The organism is Limosilactobacillus agrestimuris (assembly GCF_943193105.1).
GTDB lineage: Bacteria > Bacillota > Bacilli > Lactobacillales > Lactobacillaceae > Limosilactobacillus > Limosilactobacillus agrestimuris.
The window spans coordinates 130,583-150,046 of sequence record NZ_CALPCW010000004.1; the positions used below are offsets into that span (position 1 = coordinate 130,583).

Annotated in this window: 18 protein-coding genes and 8 tRNA genes; 3 read left to right on the forward strand and 23 right to left on the reverse strand. The window is 38.9% G+C overall.

The features are described from left to right. Positions 1 to 2 precede the first annotated feature (2 nt). The 8 genes from sufB to NFR46_RS04485 all read right to left on the reverse strand — a co-directional run bounded on the left by sufB (position 3) and on the right by NFR46_RS04485 (position 9,833). Positions 3 to 1,406: a Fe-S cluster assembly protein SufB gene (sufB, locus tag NFR46_RS04450; RefSeq protein ID WP_251575048.1), complete on the reverse strand. Its 1,404-nt coding sequence runs from the start codon at positions 1,404 to 1,406 to the stop codon at positions 3 to 5. Beyond that, positions 1,399 to 1,863, reverse strand: coding sequence for a Fe-S cluster assembly sulfur transfer protein SufU (gene sufU, locus NFR46_RS04455; protein WP_251575049.1), 465 nt, complete (start codon positions 1,861 to 1,863; stop codon positions 1,399 to 1,401). The genes sufB and sufU overlap by 8 nt, the downstream gene beginning before the upstream one ends. Continuing rightward, positions 1,850 to 3,085, reverse strand: a complete 1,236-nt coding sequence (locus tag NFR46_RS04460) for an aminotransferase class V-fold PLP-dependent enzyme (RefSeq protein WP_251575050.1) — start codon at positions 3,083 to 3,085, stop codon at positions 1,850 to 1,852. Before NFR46_RS04460 ends, sufU begins: the two co-directional genes overlap by 14 nt. Further along, positions 3,078 to 4,349 carry a Fe-S cluster assembly protein SufD gene (gene sufD / locus NFR46_RS04465; protein WP_251575051.1) on the reverse strand — a complete coding sequence of 424 codons (1,272 nt, stop codon included), beginning with the start codon at positions 4,347 to 4,349 and terminating at the stop codon, positions 3,078 to 3,080. The genes NFR46_RS04460 and sufD overlap by 8 nt, the downstream gene beginning before the upstream one ends. Positions 4,350 to 4,363: 14 nt before the next feature. Beyond that, positions 4,364 to 5,161 carry a Fe-S cluster assembly ATPase SufC gene (sufC, locus tag NFR46_RS04470; RefSeq protein ID WP_251575053.1) on the reverse strand — a complete coding sequence of 266 codons (798 nt, stop codon included), beginning with the start codon at positions 5,159 to 5,161 and terminating at the stop codon, positions 4,364 to 4,366. A 156-nt stretch (positions 5,162 to 5,317) separates the two neighbouring features. After that, positions 5,318 to 6,661 (reverse strand): FAD-dependent oxidoreductase, encoded by a 1,344-nt coding sequence (locus NFR46_RS04475; protein WP_251575056.1) that lies wholly within the window; start codon positions 6,659 to 6,661, stop codon positions 5,318 to 5,320. A 402-nt stretch (positions 6,662 to 7,063) separates the two neighbouring features. Next, positions 7,064 to 7,735, reverse strand: a complete 672-nt coding sequence (apf, locus tag NFR46_RS04480) for an aggregation-promoting factor (protein ID WP_251575057.1) — start codon at positions 7,733 to 7,735, stop codon at positions 7,064 to 7,066. A gap of 400 nt (positions 7,736 to 8,135) precedes the next feature. Next, on the reverse strand, positions 8,136 to 9,833 hold the full coding sequence (locus NFR46_RS04485; protein WP_251575059.1) for a phosphoenolpyruvate carboxykinase: 1,698 nt from the start codon (positions 9,831 to 9,833) through the stop codon (positions 8,136 to 8,138). A gap of 173 nt (positions 9,834 to 10,006) precedes the next feature. Between NFR46_RS04485 and NFR46_RS04490 the strand changes: the two genes are divergently transcribed. Then, a complete protein-coding gene (locus NFR46_RS04490) occupies positions 10,007 to 10,525 on the forward strand; it encodes an acyl-CoA thioesterase (RefSeq protein WP_251575084.1) in 519 nt (172 codons plus the stop codon). A gap of 65 nt (positions 10,526 to 10,590) precedes the next feature. Here NFR46_RS04490 and NFR46_RS09450 read toward each other — a convergent pair whose 3' ends face one another. From NFR46_RS09450 to nrdD, 5 genes are all read right to left on the reverse strand, one after another. Further along, entirely contained in the window at positions 10,591 to 10,938 is a 348-nt protein-coding gene (locus tag NFR46_RS09450; protein WP_420908580.1) for a heavy metal-binding domain-containing protein, read from the reverse strand. 179 nt (positions 10,939 to 11,117) lie between these two features. Beyond that, positions 11,118 to 11,864 carry an aggregation-promoting factor gene (gene apf, locus NFR46_RS04500; RefSeq protein ID WP_251575061.1) on the reverse strand — a complete coding sequence of 249 codons (747 nt, stop codon included), beginning with the start codon at positions 11,862 to 11,864 and terminating at the stop codon, positions 11,118 to 11,120. Positions 11,865 to 12,220: 356 nt separating this feature from the next. Further along, a complete protein-coding gene (locus NFR46_RS04505; protein ID WP_251575064.1) occupies positions 12,221 to 13,225 on the reverse strand; it encodes a SufD family Fe-S cluster assembly protein in 1,005 nt (334 codons plus the stop codon). Between the two features lie 12 nt (positions 13,226 to 13,237). After that, the gene (gene nrdG / locus NFR46_RS04510) at positions 13,238 to 13,825 is read right to left on the reverse strand and encodes an anaerobic ribonucleoside-triphosphate reductase activating protein (RefSeq protein WP_251575066.1); all 588 of its coding nucleotides are present in this window, start codon (positions 13,823 to 13,825) and stop codon (positions 13,238 to 13,240) included. A 12-nt stretch (positions 13,826 to 13,837) separates the two neighbouring features. Continuing rightward, positions 13,838 to 16,072, reverse strand: coding sequence for an anaerobic ribonucleoside-triphosphate reductase (gene nrdD / locus NFR46_RS04515; protein WP_251575068.1), 2,235 nt, complete (start codon positions 16,070 to 16,072; stop codon positions 13,838 to 13,840). A gap of 406 nt (positions 16,073 to 16,478) precedes the next feature. Between nrdD and NFR46_RS04520 the strand changes: the two genes are divergently transcribed. After that, complete coding sequence (locus NFR46_RS04520; protein ID WP_251575069.1) at positions 16,479 to 16,832, forward strand: hypothetical protein; 354 nt, start codon at positions 16,479 to 16,481, stop codon at positions 16,830 to 16,832. Positions 16,833 to 17,017: 185 nt separating this feature from the next. Then, positions 17,018 to 17,647 carry a YczE/YyaS/YitT family protein gene (locus NFR46_RS04525; RefSeq protein WP_251575070.1) on the forward strand — a complete coding sequence of 210 codons (630 nt, stop codon included), beginning with the start codon at positions 17,018 to 17,020 and terminating at the stop codon, positions 17,645 to 17,647. 69 nt (positions 17,648 to 17,716) lie between these two features. On the opposite strand, the gene NFR46_RS04530 is transcribed toward NFR46_RS04525, so the two are convergent. The 10 genes from NFR46_RS04530 to NFR46_RS04575 all read right to left on the reverse strand — a co-directional run bounded on the left by NFR46_RS04530 (position 17,717) and on the right by NFR46_RS04575 (position 19,464). Continuing rightward, positions 17,717 to 18,187, reverse strand: coding sequence for a helix-turn-helix domain-containing protein (locus NFR46_RS04530; protein ID WP_251575071.1), 471 nt, complete (start codon positions 18,185 to 18,187; stop codon positions 17,717 to 17,719). Positions 18,188 to 18,342: 155 nt separating this feature from the next. Then, the gene (locus NFR46_RS04535; protein WP_251575088.1) at positions 18,343 to 18,411 is read right to left on the reverse strand and encodes a cupin domain-containing protein; all 69 of its coding nucleotides are present in this window, start codon (positions 18,409 to 18,411) and stop codon (positions 18,343 to 18,345) included. 296 nt (positions 18,412 to 18,707) lie between these two features. Next, positions 18,708 to 18,792: transfer RNA gene (locus tag NFR46_RS04540), tRNA-Leu, on the reverse strand. Positions 18,793 to 18,821: 29 nt separating this feature from the next. Then, positions 18,822 to 18,892, reverse strand: a tRNA-Cys gene (locus NFR46_RS04545). 37 nt (positions 18,893 to 18,929) lie between these two features. Continuing rightward, positions 18,930 to 19,004: transfer RNA gene (locus NFR46_RS04550), tRNA-His, on the reverse strand. A gap of 17 nt (positions 19,005 to 19,021) precedes the next feature. Further along, positions 19,022 to 19,092 (reverse strand) — tRNA-Trp (locus NFR46_RS04555). Positions 19,093 to 19,098: 6 nt separating this feature from the next. Beyond that, positions 19,099 to 19,181: transfer RNA gene (locus tag NFR46_RS04560), tRNA-Tyr, on the reverse strand. A 6-nt stretch (positions 19,182 to 19,187) separates the two neighbouring features. Then, positions 19,188 to 19,260: transfer RNA gene (locus NFR46_RS04565), tRNA-Phe, on the reverse strand. Positions 19,261 to 19,312: 52 nt separating this feature from the next. Beyond that, positions 19,313 to 19,385 (reverse strand) — tRNA-Val (locus NFR46_RS04570). A 7-nt stretch (positions 19,386 to 19,392) separates the two neighbouring features. Continuing rightward, positions 19,393 to 19,464: transfer RNA gene (locus NFR46_RS04575), tRNA-Glu, on the reverse strand.

Here is a 19,464-nt window from a genome sequence, read left to right on the forward strand (position 1 = left end):
TATTAACCAATCGATCCTTCCATCTCAAAACTAATTAAGCGGTTTAATTCAACTGCATATTCCATTGGTAGTTTCTTCGTAAAGGGCTCTACAAACCCCATAATGATCATTTCCGTTGCTTTTCGTTCGCTAATCCCGCGACTCATCAAGTAATAAAGTTTTTCAGCTGAAATCTTTGATACCTTTGCCTCATGCTCCATTGTCACATCCGAGTTGTTAATCTCATTGATCGGGATCGTATCCGACGATGACTGGTCATCCATAATAATCGTGTCACACTCAACATGAGCCTTTGAGCCATTTGCTTTTTCAGTAAACCGAATATTCCCTCGATAATCAGTGGAACCACCTGTCCGCGCAATTGACTTAGAAACAATTGAACTAGACGTATTCGGCGCATTATGAATCATCCGGGCCCCTGAATCCTGATGAATATGGTCACTAGCAACGGCGATTGACAACATCGTTCCTCGAGCACCCTGACCATTCAAGTAAACACTTGGATATTTCATTGTCACCTTCGAACCAAGGTTACCATCAACCCACTCCATCGTTGCGTTCTCGTCTGCGGCCGCTCGTTTTGTCTCTAAACTATAAACATTTTTTGACCAATTTTGAATAGTGGTATACCGACAATAGGCGTTTTTTAAAACATTCACCTCGACCACGGCAGCGTGAAGACTATCTGAAGAATAATTTGGTGCGGTACATCCCTCAACATAATCAACGCTTGCCCCTTCATCAACAATAATCAAGGTTCGTTCAAATTGTCCCGTATTCTCTGCATTTAAACGGAAGTATGCCTGAATCGGTGTCTTAACCTTAACCCCTTTCGGCACATAAATAAAAGAGCCTCCAGACCATACGGCTGCGTTTAACGCCGCAAACTTATTGTCAGCTGGCTTAACTAATTTTCCAAACCACTTTTTGAAAAGGTCTGGGTACTTTTGTAAGGCGGAATCAGTATCGGTAAAGATAATCCCTTGTTTAGCAAATTGCTGCTTCATGTTATGATAAACCACCTCTGATTCATACTGTGCAGCCGATCCTGCTAAATACTTCCTTTCTGCTTCAGGGATACCTAAACGGTCAAAGGTCCTTTTAAGATCCTCTGGGACATCTTTCCAATCCCGGTACTTTTTATCGGTCATTTTCTGGTAATACAACATATTGTCTAAATCCAGGCCAGATAAATCCGGACCAAATTTAGGCATTGGCATTTTCTTATATAAGTGAAACGCCCTTAGTCGGTAATCGAGCATCCATTGCGGTTCATGTTTTTCAGCAGAAATTTTACGAACCGTGGCTTCTGTTAAACCACGACCGGTTGAATAAAGTGGCTCAACATTATCATGAAAGCCATACTGATAGTCCTGGTTACCAAGAATATTCTTTACATCAGTCACTGTAATCTTCCTTTCCTGGCTCCGTTAGTAATGCGCGCTGAAGTGCCCACCAAGCTAAAGTTGCACACTTAATCCGTGCGGGGAATTCCATAATTTGCGTTAAAACCCGAGCATCCCCCAACTCTGTTAATTCTTCTTTCGAATGTTTCTTTCCAATTGCTTCATCAGAAAAGATTTTTGCAATTGCTAACGCCTCATCCTTACTTTTACCCAACATTACATCAGTTAACATACTTGCAGAAGCCTGGCTAATCGTGCATCCCTGGCCAGTAAAGCCAATCGCGGTTATCCGGTTATTTAAATCCAGGTGGAGACTAACATTAACCATGTCACCACAAGTAGTATTATGAAGTGTTTTTTCGTTTGTAGCATCTGGGACTACGTAATGATGATGTGGGTTAGCGGCATGTTCTAAAATTACTGCCCGGTACAGTTGATTTAATTTATCTAAGCCCACCGTTAAAGAACTCCTTTGTTTCTTCGATTGCCCTAAGTAACTGATCACAGTCTTCCTGGTTATTATAAAATGCCAAACTAGCACGAACCGTAGAATTTACCCCTAATGAATGAACAAGTAGTTCAGAACAATGGTGACCAGCCCGGACGGCTACTCCTTCCATATCAAGAGCTGTTGCAACGTCGTGGGGATGAAGGCCACCGATATTAAATGAAGCAACGCCAATATGTTGAGAAGGATTTTCTGATCCATAAACCTTCACTCCCGAAATTGCCTCTAGTTTCGGTAACAAATAAGCCATTAGTTCTTCATCCCTTGTCTGGATATTTCTCATCCCGATTTTTTGTAAATACCTAATTGCACTCGCAAGACCAAGAGCACCAGCGATATTTGGTGTTCCAGCTTCAAACTTATGTGGAATTTGATCCCAATCACTGTGGTAAAGCTGGACATCTTCAATCATCTCACCACCAAATTGGTAGGGAGGCATCTGTTCAAGTAATGACTGCTTGCCATAAAGGACGCCAATTCCGGTCGGTCCAAGCATTTTGTGGCCCGAGAAGGCATAAAAATCAGCAGATAATGCTTGAACATCCACTGGTAAATGCAAAACTGCCTGAGCCCCATCAACAACTATAATCGCTCCATGTTGATGAGCTAATCTAGCTAATTTTTTTACTGGACTTTGGTTGCCCAGGACATTACCAACATGGGTCACCGCAACAATTTTTGTTTTGGAAGTAATCTTTTGCTGCGCATCATCAAGATCAATTTGACCATCTGGATTTAGCCTGATGTACTTTAATGTCGCATGCTTTTTGATTGCCAATTGCTGCCAAGGGATTAAATTACTATGGTGTTCAGCTAATGAAATAACAATTTCATCTCCAGGTCGAACATTCTGCTCCCCATAGGTAGCCGCAACTAAATTAAGGCCTTCAGTTGTCCCCCGAGTAAAAATAATTTCACGTTGATCCTGGGCATGGATAAATTCTCTAACAAGTTCACGGGAGCGTTCATAGCGTTCAGTCGCCTCGAAAGATAACTGATAAGTCCCCCGGTGGACATTAGCATTTTCCTGTTGATAAAAATTTACTAAGCGATTGACCACTGCTGGCGGTTTCAGACTTGTTGCCGCATTATCAAGGTAAGCAAGACGTTCATCATTCATCGTTTGCTGCAATTCTGGAAAGTCATCACGAACTCGCTCCCAATCAGTCATTTTCCCTTAACTTCCTTTCTAAAATTCCAATCATCTCTTGACGAATATTCCGATCGGGGATTGATGTAATAACCGCACTTAAGAAGCCACGAATGACCATTCGCTGTGCTTGTTTCTTCGGAATACCCCGACTTAAAAGGTAGTAAAGCTGTTCTTGATTAATTTTGCCGACGCTTGCTGCATGTCCAGCTTCGACATCATTTTCATCAATTAACAAGATTGGGTTTGCATCCCCCACCGCCTGAGGCGACATCATCAATAAGCGGTTTTGTTGCTCTGCAGTTGAGCCGTGAGCACCATGAACGATTTGACCAATCCCATTAAAGATTAGTCGCGAATTACCAAGAGCAACTCCTCGCTGATTAATTAGCCCTTGTGAATGGGGACTATGGTTAGTAACCCGGTTATTAATCCCTAATTGCTGGTTAGCTGTAGTTAAGGCGATTAATTGTGAATTAGCAAAAGCACCTTCACCAATTAATTCCGAGTCAATCTCACCAGCAGTATCACACTGGTTCATTAATCCAATCGACCAATTAACTTTAGCATAATCCTTAACGGCTGCTCGATATTGGTAGTAAACAGGAGCTGACTGTGCCAAATGATCAAGGGATGAAAAATTAACTTCACTATTTGTTCCCGCGATAATCTCTGTAAAATTAGTCAAAGGATTAGTTTGTTTTTTATCAGAAACCAAGTGATCGATAATTTGAAAACGACTGTTCTTCCCTGTAATAATTAGCAGGTGAAAATTAGTCGTCGTTTTTTCTTGCTGATCGAAATTAACGGTTAAGTGGATAGGTGAATTCAATTCAACATTTTGGGGAATATAAATAAAGATTCCTTGGTTGATAAGAGCCGCATGGTATGCAGAGAGAACATCTTCATCTGGAGAAATTACTTTTGATAAGTATTTTTTTACTATTTGGGGATCGTTTTTAATTGCTGAAAAAAGATCGGTAATAATTATTCCTTGCTCCTTTACTGAATTTGGAACAGTAGTAATAATATTTTTTGAATCGACTCTTACCTCTATTTGAGCTTTGTCGTTCTGATGTTCAATTAGGCTTGATGACTGAAAAAAGTGAACATGGTTAGAAATAAACGGCCAATGCTTAAAGTCAAATTTAGTAATTTTCGGAAATTGGGTTGTTTCTAACTTAGTTAAAGATTCTTGACGAAAGCGAACCAACTCAACGGGCTCATCATTTTCCACCAACATTTTTTGAAGCTGAGCTTTAAGCTGTGAATAATCAAAATCCATAAATCGCTGTCTCCTTAGTTATCCTCATCAACCAGGTTAATCTTTAAACCTAATTCATCGCGTAAGCCAGCATACCCTTCTGCTTCTAATTTCTGTGCTAATTCTGGCCCACCATTTTTTACAATTCGGCCATCCATCATTACGTGAACCGTATCTGGAACAATATACTTTAGTAGCCGTTGGTAGTGGGTAATAATCAATGTCCCAAAATTATTACCCCGCATGGAATTAACCCCACGTGAAACAACCTTTAATGCATCAATATCTAGTCCCGAATCAATCTCATCCAAGATCGCAAAATGGGGCTTAATCATCAACAATTGGAGAATCTCGTTCCGTTTCTTTTCACCACCAGAAAAGCCCTCATTAAGATAGCGCTCTGTCATTGATTCCTTCATGTCTAATAGTTGAAGCTTTTCATCCAGCTCTTGGAGAAACTCCATGACCGAAATTTGATCACCTTTTGGCCGACGAGCATTAATTGCTGCACGAAGGAATTCGGCATTGGTTACTCCTTGAATCTCCGCGGGATACTGCATCGCTAAAAACAGTCCTTTTCGTGCTCGCTTATCAACAGGCATTTTAAGAATACTTTGATTATCTAATAAAATATCGCCTTGGGTAACGTGATAATTGGGATGCCCCATAATAGTCTGTGATAACGTTGATTTTCCTGTCCCGTTTGGCCCCATAATCGCGTGAATTTCCCCAGTTTGCATTTTGAGGTTAACTCCCTTAAGGATCTCTTTTTGCTGGTGAGTTTCTTCATCTTCAACTGCAACATGAAGTTTTTTTATCTGTAAAGTTGCCATATCTAGTGTTCACTCCCTAATCAAACACAATATCATGATGTCAATTACCTATTTTACCAGTTTCATTTAACTATGGAGGAAAAGATTAGGAGCAAAATAAAAAAGCATGGTGAGAACCACTACTGATTCCCATCACGCTCTTATTTAGTTAATAAACTATTTGGTTGCTCTAGCTACTGCTTGTTGGCCGAGAAGGTTAATAAAGTTAAACGGACGGTCAAAGTTAGGTTGGAAAAGCATATCAACCATTGCCATAAAGTTAATCGTGTTCCGATTTTGAATCATTACGGAAACTGCGTTAGCATACATTGAAATATCATAAGTACTCATGAATTGGGCACCTAGAATTTGGTTATTACTCCGATCCCAAACAACAGTCCCAATGACTTTCGCATTAGTCGGCATAAACTCTGGACGATAATTATCTTCAAAGGTTACAGCGTCAGCATCGAAGCCAGCTGCTTTAGCACTTTCCAATGTCATCCCAGTTGAAGACATCGAGTGATCATAGAGTTGCAACCCTGATGTTGATTGGGTTCCCATATACGTCATCGTGTTTCCAAAAAGGTTTGTTCCAGCAATTACCCCTTGCCGAACAGCATTAGTAGCCAATGGTACATATGCTTCCTTATTAGTAGGATTATAGTGAACTGCTACTGCATCTCCGGCACCATATACATCTGGATTAGAAGTTTGCATGTAAGCATTGGTTTTAATTGAACCATCTGCATTAAATTCTAATTGTCCTTTAAAGAGACTAGTGTTCGGCCGGAATCCAATACATAAGATTGCCATATCGGCAGAATAACTACCACGGTTGGTCTTAACAACGACACCACCATCAGCCCCCTCTTCAAATCCAGCAACTAATTCATCAAAAGCTAACTTAACATTATGCTTTTCAAAATCCTTAGTAACAATATCAGTGTACTTTTGATCATAGTACTTACTAAGCAAACGATCATTACCATCAATCAAAGTAACATTCTTATTTTGCTTACTGTAGGCTTCTACCAGCTCGACACCAATATAGCCCCCACCAATAACAACAACATTTTTAGCGTCCTTTGCTACTTCAAACAATTTTTTAGCATGATTATAATTCTTACATAAGTAAACATTTGGGTTATGAATATCAGGGAGGTCAGGAATAACCGGCCAAGAACCAGTAGTTACCACTAATTTATCATAGTGATCTTCTGTTACATCACCGCTATTTAAATCCTTAACAGTTAATGACTTCTTCTTAAGATCAACGCTAGTAACTTCATGTTCTAGCTTTACGGAAGCACCTAACTTACTCAATATTTCTGGACTTGAGTAAAACATATCATCAATATTCTTTGTGACACCGCCAAGATAAGTAGCAATTCCACATGATAAAAATGAAATATTATTATTTTTTTCGTAAATAGTAACTTCAGCATCCGGGTGATTAGTTAACACTTGATTAGCTGTAATTGTTCCAGCATGAGTACATCCAATGATAGCAATCTTCATTATTATTGCCTCCTAGACTAAAATATAATTTGGTTCACATCTTTACAATGTTACTTCATTCACAATTATAACCGATTATATTTAAAAATGCACCCTTTAGTTATTTATCGGGTGATATTGTTTAAAAAAGAAATAAACTCGTTTTAGGTGCATTCTATCCCCCTAAAACGAGTTTAATTTATTAGTCAATATTGTAAACGTGTTCGCAGGAAAGCCCTTAAAGACAACAAACTCCCACTCAGGTGCTTTTAGCACCCAAGCGGGAGCTTAACTTTTCTCTACTCGAAACATGCTCGCCCTAAACTCACTCGAAATAACAAACTCCCGACAGCGGTGTTAAAACACCACTGCCGGGAGAAATTGTTATCAACTGTGAGTTTTATACGGAGCTCACACTCTATTTTAGTACCAACCGTGTGATTGCCAGAAGGCTTGGGCTTGGCTCCAGGAACCGTAACGACTGGCTACGTATTGGTCAGCTACTCGTTCTTGGTTAGCTGCTGAGTAGTCACCGTTTAAGTATGAAGCGGAAAGTTGGTACTTACCAATGTATTGGCCGTTAGTAGCACCGTAGTTACCACCTGATTCACGGGCAGCGATCCAAGCCTTAGCAGCAGCATCGTTACCGGCTACATTGGAAGTGTAGTTACTGTTACCGTTGTAACTTGCAGCATTGCTTGCTGAAGTAGTTGCGGTTGCAGTTTGAGTTTGGGCAGCTGTGTTGTTAGTAGTAGCTGCTGAACTAGTTTGGTTGTTGTTTTGAGTTATTGTGTTAGCTGAAGGTAATGTTTCAACTTGCTTTTCAGTAGCAGGAGCAACTTCACCGTCATCCTTGATTACTAACTTTTGACCAACGTAAATTAAGTCCTTGTTAGCAATGTTGTTGTTTGAGGCCAAGGTATCAACGAAAGTTAAATCATGACCTAATTTGTAAGAAATCCCAGAAAGGGTATCGCCTGCTTGAACAGTGTAAACACTGTCGGCGTTAGCGGTAGTTGCAGTAGCGACAGTACCTAAAGCAACGGCACCGGCAATGGCTGCTGTAATCCTAGCTGCTTTCTTAGATAACTTCATAAAAAAATCAATCCATCCTTTTCTCTTGTAAGTTTGTAAGTAATATGATGTTAATTGTTTTGGAAAATGATGTTTTATATATCATCAACGCTTATATACTATACAGGGTCATCGTTACGGACCGGTTACCATGACTTTTCAAATTCCGCCATATTTGTAATTTTTTGTAACAAATATACGTATTTTTCTTATATATTCATTGGTATTAACTGGAGAACCATTGATAAATCAGCGTTCTTCGCTCACCCTAAACTTTTCCTTCCCTATTTCAAAAACCATTTAAATATTTCCTGATTATTACTAATTTTTGTTAAAGTTTTTGATTTTAAGCTCAAAAAAGTCCTGTAACACCGAAATGTTACAGGACTATTGCAAAAATTGAAGATTTTGTAACTTTAAATTATTCGTTCATTAAAACATCAAGTAATTCTGAGGCAGATTCTTTCAATGCATCCTTAGACTTATCATTACCAAGGTGGGTAAAGATTTCACCAACGTAAACACCCTTATCGAATAATTCAGTGAAGACCTTATCGATAATTGGCTTAGTCTTTTCTGGTTCTTGTACTGGACCAAATGGGTTAGCAAAGAAGGTCTTGCTCATCCCAACTTCATCAGTTGTTCCAAGGGCCTTCCGTTGACCAGCAACAAAGACCTTTTCAGCTTCTTCCTTAGTATCAAAGCGGTGAATGCCTACTTTATCGCTGTAGTTATTAGCATAGAGCCACATATCAATGTGGTGGTGCTTAATAACGTTTTGGTAAGTATCAGCAGGAATAATAACCCGGGCATTCTTTCGTTCTGGATTCAAGTATACGCCCCGATCCATGTTATTAAACGCAACCGCACTACTTAAATCATCTAGACGAACAAAGGCACCGGTTTCTGTCCCTTGAGCATAGATATGACCATCATCAGTAAGGGTAAAGCTTCCCATATCATCAAAAATGGTTTCCATGTTGACAATCTTGTCATCAGCTAATTCTTGCAATGCTTCAATTGATTCAGACTTTCCGGCACCTGAATCACCAAAGAAGACAACGTTCTTTTCTTTACCATTAGTAAACTTAATCTTTAACATTGAACCGTGAATTGGTAAACGGCCATTATAGATTTGGTGAAGGTTGTGCAGAGTTAAGCACATCTTCTTCATGTAACCAAAGTATGTGGTCTTATCAGTATACGGAACTTCACCGATCCAAATATTGTTCTTTTCGTCATGGTAGTAGTGCGAAACCATGCCTTCTGTCTTTTCAAGGCCAAAGAGAACAACCAAGTCTGGCTTTTGTCCTTCAATTTCTTCAGGTGAAGCCAGTTCAAAGAGGTTAGAAAGAGCAATTCCGTTTACAAGGTAGTCAACGTTGAAGTAGATAAAGGCAAGACTTTCCCCAATCTTTGCTGGGTAACAGTACCACTTTCCCCGTTCTCCATGGAAACGATCTACTGGGTTTTCACTAACAGCAGAAAAGACCCCTTCACGTTTGTTACTCTTTGTGTGCATCATCATTGGTGGCCGAAGCATTACAGTATTGATGAAATCAATGTCGCGTAATTCTTCATAACCAGCAGGGATTTGCCAATTATGCTGTTGAACTAAAATAGTAGCGTTAGTTGCCGCATTAACTTGCCGGTAGGTCCGATTTTCAAAGCCTTGAAGTTTTTCTTCAAGAATCCGGTAAAGCTTCCGTACCAGATCGTTAAATTGAGTATCAATTGTCCGGAATTCATTTCCAACAATCTTGTTATCATTGTAATTAATAACGGATACCCGCAATAATGAACGGTAATATGAATATAATTCTTCGACACTCTCTAGAATATCTTTTGGATCGTATTCATCAAAAGCACTGTCATCATCAACAAGGATCTTTTTCAATACATCAATAAACTTGTCAACACTAGCATTATCAAAGGCATCGTCATCATTATCTGGATTACGTGAATCCAGGTATAATTTAACAATATGCTTTACTTCATCACTATTAATTAATGAAGGAATATCAGTAAAGTAGTTTTGACTGTAATTTAAGGTAGCCACTCCCCGCTCAGGGTTTACGTATAGTGACTTAGTATCAATAATCTGACTATCTTTTGACATTGATCTCATCCTTTCATCTCCATGTGTCTCCATTATAATATAACTTTTAAGAAAAAGATGAAAAAGTTATTAATATTTTTTCATTTTTACAATAATGAGATTAACGCCTCAAAGAAAGCGATTTCTTAACTGTGATAAAATAAATGATAAGGAATAAATTTAAGGAGCTGTAAATAATGAAGATAAATTGTAATGATACTTTAGCTGTTTCTCTCCACCGGGTTCTTAATGCTGATTTAAATGAACATGGAACAGTGTTTGGTGGACGAATCCTTGAATTAGTTGATGGTGAGGCTTCCGTTGCTGCAATGCGGGTAACTCGTTCCACAGTTGTTACCGCAACAATGGATCACCTCCAATTTTTCCAACCATTCCATCTCCAAGATTCAATGTGTATGGAAGCCTACGTTACTGGGCTTGGACACCGGTCACTCGAAATTTTTGTTAAAGTTATTGGTGAACACCTTAAAACTGGTGAAAGGTTCGTTGGTTTTTCATGCTTCATTACCTTTGTAATTCAAGATCCAAATAAGTCAATTCAATACGATCAGATAGTTCCCCAAAGCGCTGAGCAAAAAGCAATGATCGCTGGTTATGAAACCCGGAGAAAACATCGAAAAGAAACACGAAAGAAACAAACACAGCTCATTAATTTAATCAGTACAGATAAACCATGGGAAACACAAAATTAATACTTCCATATAAAGAAGGGCCAAGGTCTAGCATCGCTAAACTTTGGCCCTTTTCAATGAGTATTCTATTTTAATTTCACAGCCGTTCCGTAAGCAGTAACAGTTGAATTATTAGAGTCAAAGCGCATTGATACTATAACATCTGCACCAATTTTCTGAGCATTTTTCCGTAAAGCTTTAACTGCTTGTTGGTGATTAGTTGCAGTTCCAAAAACCATTCCAATAATTCGATAATTGTTTTCTGGAATATTCTCTGTCGTGGTTAACACAATCTCATCATCTATTGATGTTACCGGCTTCTTCTTTTTACGTCCCTGAGCAACAAACCCTGCAAGGCCACGATTAATTCCCGCACCATACATTTTTTGTGCCTGTTCAATCGCTCCTTGATCGTTCTTTGATTTAAATAGCATTTTGTACTCCCTAACTATTTGAAAATTATGGTTATTATTATAGCAAAAAACTACCATATGGCTAAATATATTCACAGGAAAGCCCTTAGAGACAACAAACTCCCGACAGCGGTGTTAAAACACCACTGCCGGGAGAAATTGTTATCAACTGTGAGTTTTATACGGGCTCACACTCTATTTTAGTACCAACCGTGTGATTGCCAGAAGGCTTGGGCTTGGCTCCAGGAACCGTAACGACTGGCTACGTATTGGTCAGCTACTCGTTCTTGGTTAGCTGCTGAGTAGTCACCGTTTAAGTATGAAGCGGAAAGTTGGTACTTACCAATGTATTGGCCGTTAGTAGCACCGTAGTTACCACCTGATTCACGGGCAGCGATCCAAGCCTTAGCAGCGGCATCGTTACCGGCTACATTGGAAGTGTAGTTACTGTTACCGTTGTAACTTGCAGCGTTGCTTGCTGAAGTAGTTGCGGTTGCAGTTTGAGTTTGGGCAGCTGTGTTGTTAGTAGCAGTTGCAGAAACAGCTTGTTGTGATTGTGCTGGTGCTTGACTTTGAGTAGTTGCACTAGTTGAAGCAGCTGCTGAACTAGTTTGGTTAATTTGACTTGCTTGGTTAGTGGTATTAGCAGATGGCAATGTTTCAACTTGTTGTTGAGTAGCAGGAGCAACTTCACCATCATCCTTGATTACTAACTTTTGACCAACATAAATCAAGTTCTTGTTAGCGATGTTGTTGTTTGATGCTAATGTATCAACAAAAGTTAAATCATGACCAAACTTATATGAAATTCCTGATAAGGTGTCACCGCTTTGCACCGTGTAAATTGAGTCGGCGTTAGCGGTTGTGGTAGTTGCGATAGTTCCTAAGGCAACAACCCCGGCAACAGCAGCTGTAACTTTAGCGATGTTCTTCGATAACTTATTCATATAAATGAAATACCTTCCTTTTCTTAATTATTGTTTCAAATTTCTAATTATCATTGTTAAGTTGTTGATTACCTCATCAACAGTTTCTAATATACACGATCAAAATTACATAGCAGTTACTACAGATTATCAATTTCACCAATTTTCGTAATTTATTGTAATAAAGGCTTCCTATTCTATCAAATATTAACCGCTTCAAATCCTGATCTACCGCCATTTAGTCTCCATTTTCTCTTCGTTAACTTATAAAATGATTTTTGTAATAAAAGAGTATTTAAAAGGCTCAAAATAGGAAAAATTCATTCCTATCTGAGCCTTTTAACGTTATTTTGCTTGGTTTTGTAACTATTCTGTAACTAACAATGCTCCATTAACCACGACTTTATGGGTAAATATTCCTCAAAAAAGTCATGAGCACTTGAAAAATCTACTGAATTCCTTGGCATATTATTAATAAGGAGAGTCTTATTACTAGCTACCACCCGTTGTTGATGAAGCTCAAGTGGCTCACCATCAACAGTAGCCAACTTTCCCCATTCTAATTGAGAGTTTGGAGTTTTCCATCCCCATTCCCTTACATCAGCACTTGTTCCTTCACCATAACCATCAACCTGAGTAGTTACCTTCCGCTGACTCGCATTATTAACAAGTGAAGCCAATTTAACATTCCAGTGGGCATTTGAACCATCAAGGAAACTATAAAAGCTATTATAGTTGTGACTAACCGCTGGAATTATTCCTTCAATATTTAGTACTGATTCACGGGCCTGGTAAGCATGAACGGCTTGACGAACAAAATCACTTTGGTAGTGGTTGTCCTGATAAAACTTCACCTGCGCTCCCGTCCCCATTAAAATCTCGGTTGCAGCATAAATAGGTTGCTCTGTTTGATACCTACTTTCTTCAACCACTGACACTTTTGCACCAGCACCAACAATTATTAAGTTATGTGGATTATTACTCTTCGTTACCAAACTTAATTCCAGTGGTGACTTAAGTTCCGTATTATCTGGTACATAAATAAACTGACCAGCATCCATTAAAGCAAGGTGAGTCGCATTTAACTGGTTCTCCTGCCAGCGGACAGCTTTTTCCATTAAGTTCTCCTGTAATAATTCCGGGTATTTTTGAACCGCTAAGTTAATCGGTAACGCTACATAGTCATCCCCATCATGTATTAATGCCGAGTCATCACTATTAATTTCTAAAGAAGGATTTTCCCATTTAGTCAACCATTTCTGCTGTTGTTCAGCTTTTGAAAAATGTTCTTGCAATATCAACGCCAATGACCGCTTCTTTTGCAACCACGCCGGTTGATCCCGACTAGCCATCTGGACAATTTTAAGTAATTCCTTTTTCATCAATCTCACCTACTAATGAACTAGCTTATCCCAAATAACGACCTTGCCACTAGCAAATGATTTAGGAACATCAATAATTCGCTGGTTAGAACTTCCCCGGAACTGTAAAGTTAAATCCTTTTTTGCCAGAAGAAAGCGACCGTCTACCAAAATATCAATATTATGGAGCATTTCTAATTTATCATCGGAATCCTTTAAAAGTTCTTCCCAAGTATATCCTGACCATGACCAAATATCCTTCGTGTGACCAAACTCTTTCCTCAACCGGTGAATTAACTTCAAACAAACCTGAGTATTCAGGAAAGGCTCTCCCCCGAGTAGGGTTAGTCCCTGAACATAGCTTTGAGAAAGATCTTCCATTATTTGGTCTTCAAGTTCCTTAGTATATGGTTGACCATAATGAAAATTCTGCGCAGCTTTATTGTAGCAACCCGGACAGTTAAACAAACAACCACTCACGTACACACTACAACGTACTCCTTCACCATCGACAAAGTTAAATGGTTTATAGTCAGCAATATATTGAAGTGAATGATCCTTTGCCAACCATTCTTTAGGTTGTGGATTCTTTGGTAACCTTTGTGGCCCTTTTTCTCCCATTTTTACCCCTCTTTAGATTTGATTACCGTTAATTGCGGCTCGTTCTTCCTTTGAGTCGAGCTGTCGATTTTGCTCAAATTGGGCAGCTGACTTAATCATTGAAGAACTCATATGTTTTACCCGGTGAATAATTTCCTCATGTCGACCGTGAACCATTGGTCGTTGTTGTGGGTTACCTAGATAACCACAGGTCCGCTTAACAACATCACAGGTGGCTGGATCATGGTTACCACATTGAGGGCACTTAAAGCCACGAGCAGTCGCTTCAAATTCACCTTTAAAACCACATTTAAAGCATTGATCAATCGCTGTATTTGTTCCAAGGTAACCAACATGATCATATGCCCAGTCCCAAACAGCTTCCAAAGCTTTCGGGTTTTGACGAAGGTTTGGATATTCGCAATAGTGGATAAAGCCCCCTGCAGCTTGGTATGGAAATGCCTCTTCAAATTCCAGCTTTTCAAATGGTGTTGGGTGCTTTCGAACATCGTAGTGGAAACTATTAGTGTAATATTCCTTATCCGTAACATCTTCAACCCGGCCAAACTTCTTAAGATCATCCTGACAGAAAGTATCAGTCAATGATTCCGCTGGGGTTGAATAAAGACTATAGTGGTAACCTTCGTCACTTTCCCACTTAGCACAAAGATCGTGCATTGCCTTAGCAATTGAAACAGCAAAGTCATGGGCTTCCTGGTTATGCTCCCAATTTGTCCCATAGAACGTGGTGCAAACTTCATATAGACCAATATAACCTAAAGAAACAGTTGCTCGACTATTTTTGAAAACTTCGTCAACGCTATCAGTCCGCTTTAGTCGTTTTCCAAATGCCCCGTACATGTAAAGAAGTGGGGCATTTTCCGGCTTAGCCTGCTTTGTCCGTGCAATCCGGTATTTTAAAGCAGTATGACAAATATTCATTTTCTCTTGGAAAATCTGCCAAAAGAGTTCCTTGTCTCCATGAGCTTCAAGGGCAATCCGGGGAAGGTTAACTGTGACAACTCCAAGGTTCATTCGACCAGAATTTACTTCTTTCCCGGTTTCCGGATCTTTCCATCCTTGTAAGAATGACCGGCATCCCATCGGTGTCTTAAAACTTCCAGTAATTTCCTTGATTTTATCGTACATCAGTAAATCCGGGTACATCCGCTTAGTTGAACATTCAAGAGCTAATTGCTTGATGTCATAATTTGGATCACTAGGTTGAAGGTTTAGTCCCCGTTTAAGAGTAAAGATCAGCTTTGGAAAGATGGCAGTTCGGTGTTCCTTACCAAGTCCCTTAATCCGGATCTTCAAGATTGCCTTTTGAATCTCACGACAAATCCAACTTGTCCCTAATCCAAAGTTAATTGTTGTGAACGGTGTTTGTCCTTGACTTGAATAAAGAGTATTAATTTCATACTCCAATGCCTGCATTGCATCATAAATATCCTTTTTAGTCTTAGTGCGAGCAAAGTCTTCCCGCTTTTCAGGAGCAATCCATTCTTCAGCATCCTTCATATGCTTTTGGTAATTTAATTTAGCATATGGTTCTAACAATTGATCAATTCGGTTGGCTGAACAACCGCCATACTGTAATGAAGCAACGTTAGCAATAATCTGTGACATTTGAGCAGTTGCCGTCTGAATAGAATGTGGTGAAGAAACCCAAGCATTTCCGATCTTAAAACCATTCTTAAACATCTCATCAAAATCGATTAAACAGCAATTAGTTTCTGGTGTAACCGGTGAATAGTCTAAGTCATGCCAGTGAATATCACCCCGTAAATGAGCCTTGGCTACTAGTTTAGGCAACATCCGTAAACCGAGAGCACGGCTAACAACCCCAGCTTCCAGATCCCGCTGGGTATTGAACACATGACTATCCTTATTGGCATTCTCGTGAACCACCCGCGAATTTCGGTCAAATAATTGGTTAAGCTTATATTGGGGATCGGTTGCTTCCACAAAGTTTCGTTCATCCTGACGACGATAATCAATATACTTTTGAGCTAGTACATTTTGGTCTGCTTTTTTCAAGCCATCAATAAATGCTTGGGCAATTTCTCTAGTCGAAATTGATTGTTGATTAACAAAAGAAAGAAGTGCCTTATACACGGCTTCCTTTGTCTCATCATCAGCGCTTAATTCTCTCAACACTAAGTCAATCTTATAAGCATAAAAAGGTGTTTCTGAACCATCACGCTTAATAACCTTAACATTAGTAAGGTCTTGTAGGCTTGCATCTTTCATTAACTTTATTTCCATTGCTCCAGTCCCCTTTTTTAATATTAACGATTGTTATCATACTATCGAAAAAAAGTAAAGTGAAACCTTGACTTCTCCACCCCAATATGTAGATACAATTATAATTTAGCCACTACTTATTGTGATTTCAATTAAATAAAAGCAAGAACGTTAAAGACGATAAAAATTAAATGCTACTCCTACTACCCTTTAACCAATTTAATCAATAATAATTAGTGATTTTTCCCTCGCATATATTATCAATGGATAAATCAGCAAATTTAAAATTAGTAGCACTAAACATATGAAAAATAATTCATATTTAATTTCATTTATGCGACGCGAAAAAGCTTCTTATAATATTTTAGGTTAGATCGTTTTATAATCGCCATTTTAAATATTAATATATTTATAAGGAGGTGTCGTTATGAAATATACTAAAATAATTGTTGGGATCATTATGATTATTCTTGCAATTGTTATCTTCTTACAAGCACTCTTTACCGCGGCTGCAAACCCTGATGCTTCTGCACGAATATTCAGTATGACTGCCGAAATCGTGATTGCAGTACTATATCTGGCTTCCGGAATTCTTTACCTTTGCACATTCCGGCTTGATAGTATGGTTGGTGATAGTATCTGCTTAGGAATGATGATTATTAGTTGGATTATCGCCATGCTGATGTTTAAGATTTATCTTTTCCTTCAGCTTTGGGGCTGGCTCGCATTAATCATCGGAATTGGCTTTTTTGTTTGGCATTTTATTGAGAATCGGGATTAAATTCTTCTAGCGATCAAGTAAACATTATGCTTGATCGCTTTTGTAATTGATAGTCCTTGACTCACTTATTTCTAACATTTTGCATTATATTGACAACTAATTTCACGGTATCTCACCTATGAAAGCGCTACGATAAAAGCGAAAATAAAATAAACGATAAACGTTTTTACATAGGGGTGAAATAATTGTATCAATTTAAAAAAATTACTATGGCTTTTTGTGGTGTATTGCTTTGTGGAATCTGTGTCGGGATGCTTCAAAAAGCAAATCTCGGTGTTGATCCATTTACGTGCTTAGTAACAGGGATTGCTAACCTTTTTAATTCCACCTATTCTACTTTCTATCTTATCCTTACCGCATTCCTTCTTTTTCCTGTTTTTATCCTTCGTCGTCACTATATTGGAATCGCAACCATTATTAACCTCTTTCTAACAGGGATCACCGCAGATGTGATGCGTTCAATTTTTGATAATATCTTTCCTCATCCTAATTTAACTCTTCGCTGTGGATTAATGATTACCGCAATCGTTTTTACTTGTCTAGCTGCTGCACTCTACTTTACAGCAGATCTAGGAGTGTCAGCTTATGATGCTATTGCACTTATTGCTGCTTATAAATTTCACTTACTACCATTTAAATATTGTCGAATTATCACGGATAGTATCTGCGTCTTGGTTGGTTTTTCTTTCAATGTTACTTTAGGAATAGGTACAATTATTACTGCCCTATTTATGGGACCACTTACACAATGGTTCAAAAGTAATATTGCTGAGCTACTTCTTAATCACAATAAATCCCTTAAAACCATTGCATAGAAAAACGGCTCTAAAGCTCGAATGATACGGTGTTTAGAGTCGCTTTTTTGTATTGTAAAATAACTTTTCTCATTCTTTTATTCTTTGACTTTGCTGACGATACTTACGAGGACTAATTCCATAAGCACGTTTGAATAACCGTGTAAACGTATTCGTCAATTCATACCCGCATTGTCCTGCTACCTGATCAATACTAACGTTTGATGATTCTAATAAATGCCTTGCCTTTGTAATGCGAAAATTTCGGAGATACTCACTAGGTGTTAAATCTAATTCTCGCTTAAATAAATCACTAAGATAGCTTCGATTAATATTAGTAACTCGCGCGAGCTGATCAACAGAAACTGTTTCTAAATGTTGGCTAATATATTGAATAGCTTGCTTTACATAGTCATTTTGTTGTGATCCCTTAATCCTTATTTTCCCGTTTGTCCCAGCAGAAACATAACTAAGAAAACGTAATAAACAACTTAGTCCATAAAGTTTATCGGCTAGAGACTTATTATCAAGTTTCAGTATTCTATTAACACAATCGACCATTTCATACGATTTATCACTATCAAAGACTGGTGAATCTTCTGAAATGGGAAGCTGCTTTACTAAAGTTTGCGCATCACTCCCAGCAAAACCAACCCAAACATATGACCAAGGAGTTTGGTTATCTGCAATGTAGACTGTCCGAAAATTCGGTTCAATTAAAAGTCCTGACCAGCATGAAGATGATACGATATATTATTAACCTTAAATATCCCTGATCCGGACAAAATAAAATGAATTAAATAGTAAGGACGGACTGCTGACCCATACTTGTGACACGCTAACGTATCCGATCTTCTCTTCCAGCAGAAGTTAACCCTAACTTTGTCATCTTATCTACAGCATAATTTTTAGTATATGCCCTTTCCATTTTCCACCCAGCTTTATTTCAATATTTAAGGTACACTTAATATTAATTATAGCGCTTTCAAAATAGTAATAAAATAAAAGCAGGAGAAAGTTTAATATGAACTTTCTCCTGCTAAATTGCTTACCAACTAATACCATTTACTCAGTTAAAATATGCCTCCGGTGGGGGTCGAACCCACACTCCCTCAACGGGAACTGGATTTTGAGTCCAGCGCGTCTGCCAATTCCGCCACAGAGGCAAAATATTAAGTATTAGTTAGTAACTAAAAGGTGGTAATCGGATTTGAACCGATGATAAAGGTTTTGCAGACCTCTGCCTTACCACTTGGCTATACCACCAAATAGTTAACGTTAAAAGGAAACCCTTTTAACAAAGGGCGGTATGTGGGATTTGAACCCACGCGTGCCGGACCCACAAACCGGTGTGTTAACCAAACTTCACCAATACCGCCAAAAAATTCATAAAAGCAGGGATAGTAGGAATCGAACCCACAACGACGGTTTTGGAGACCGTAGTTATACCGTTTAACTATATCCCTATAAAATGGGGGAGAGTGGATTCGAACCACCGAACCCGAAGGAACGGTTTTACAGACCGTCGCGTTTAACCAGACTTCGCTACTCCCCCATAAAGTGGCGCGGGACGGAATCGAACCGCCGACACACGGAGCTTCAATCCGTTGCTCTACCAACTGAGCTACCGAGCCATTGCGATTATATGGGTTTTATTAAATTACCAAACACAACTTTCGTTGTGAATGGAGGATACAGGGCTCGAACCTGTGACCTCCTGCTTGTAAGGCAGATGCTCTCCCAACTGAGCTAATCCTCCATAAAAGTGACCCGTGCGGGATTTGAACCCACGATACCAGCGTGAAAGGCTGGTGTCTTAACCACTTGACTAACGGGTC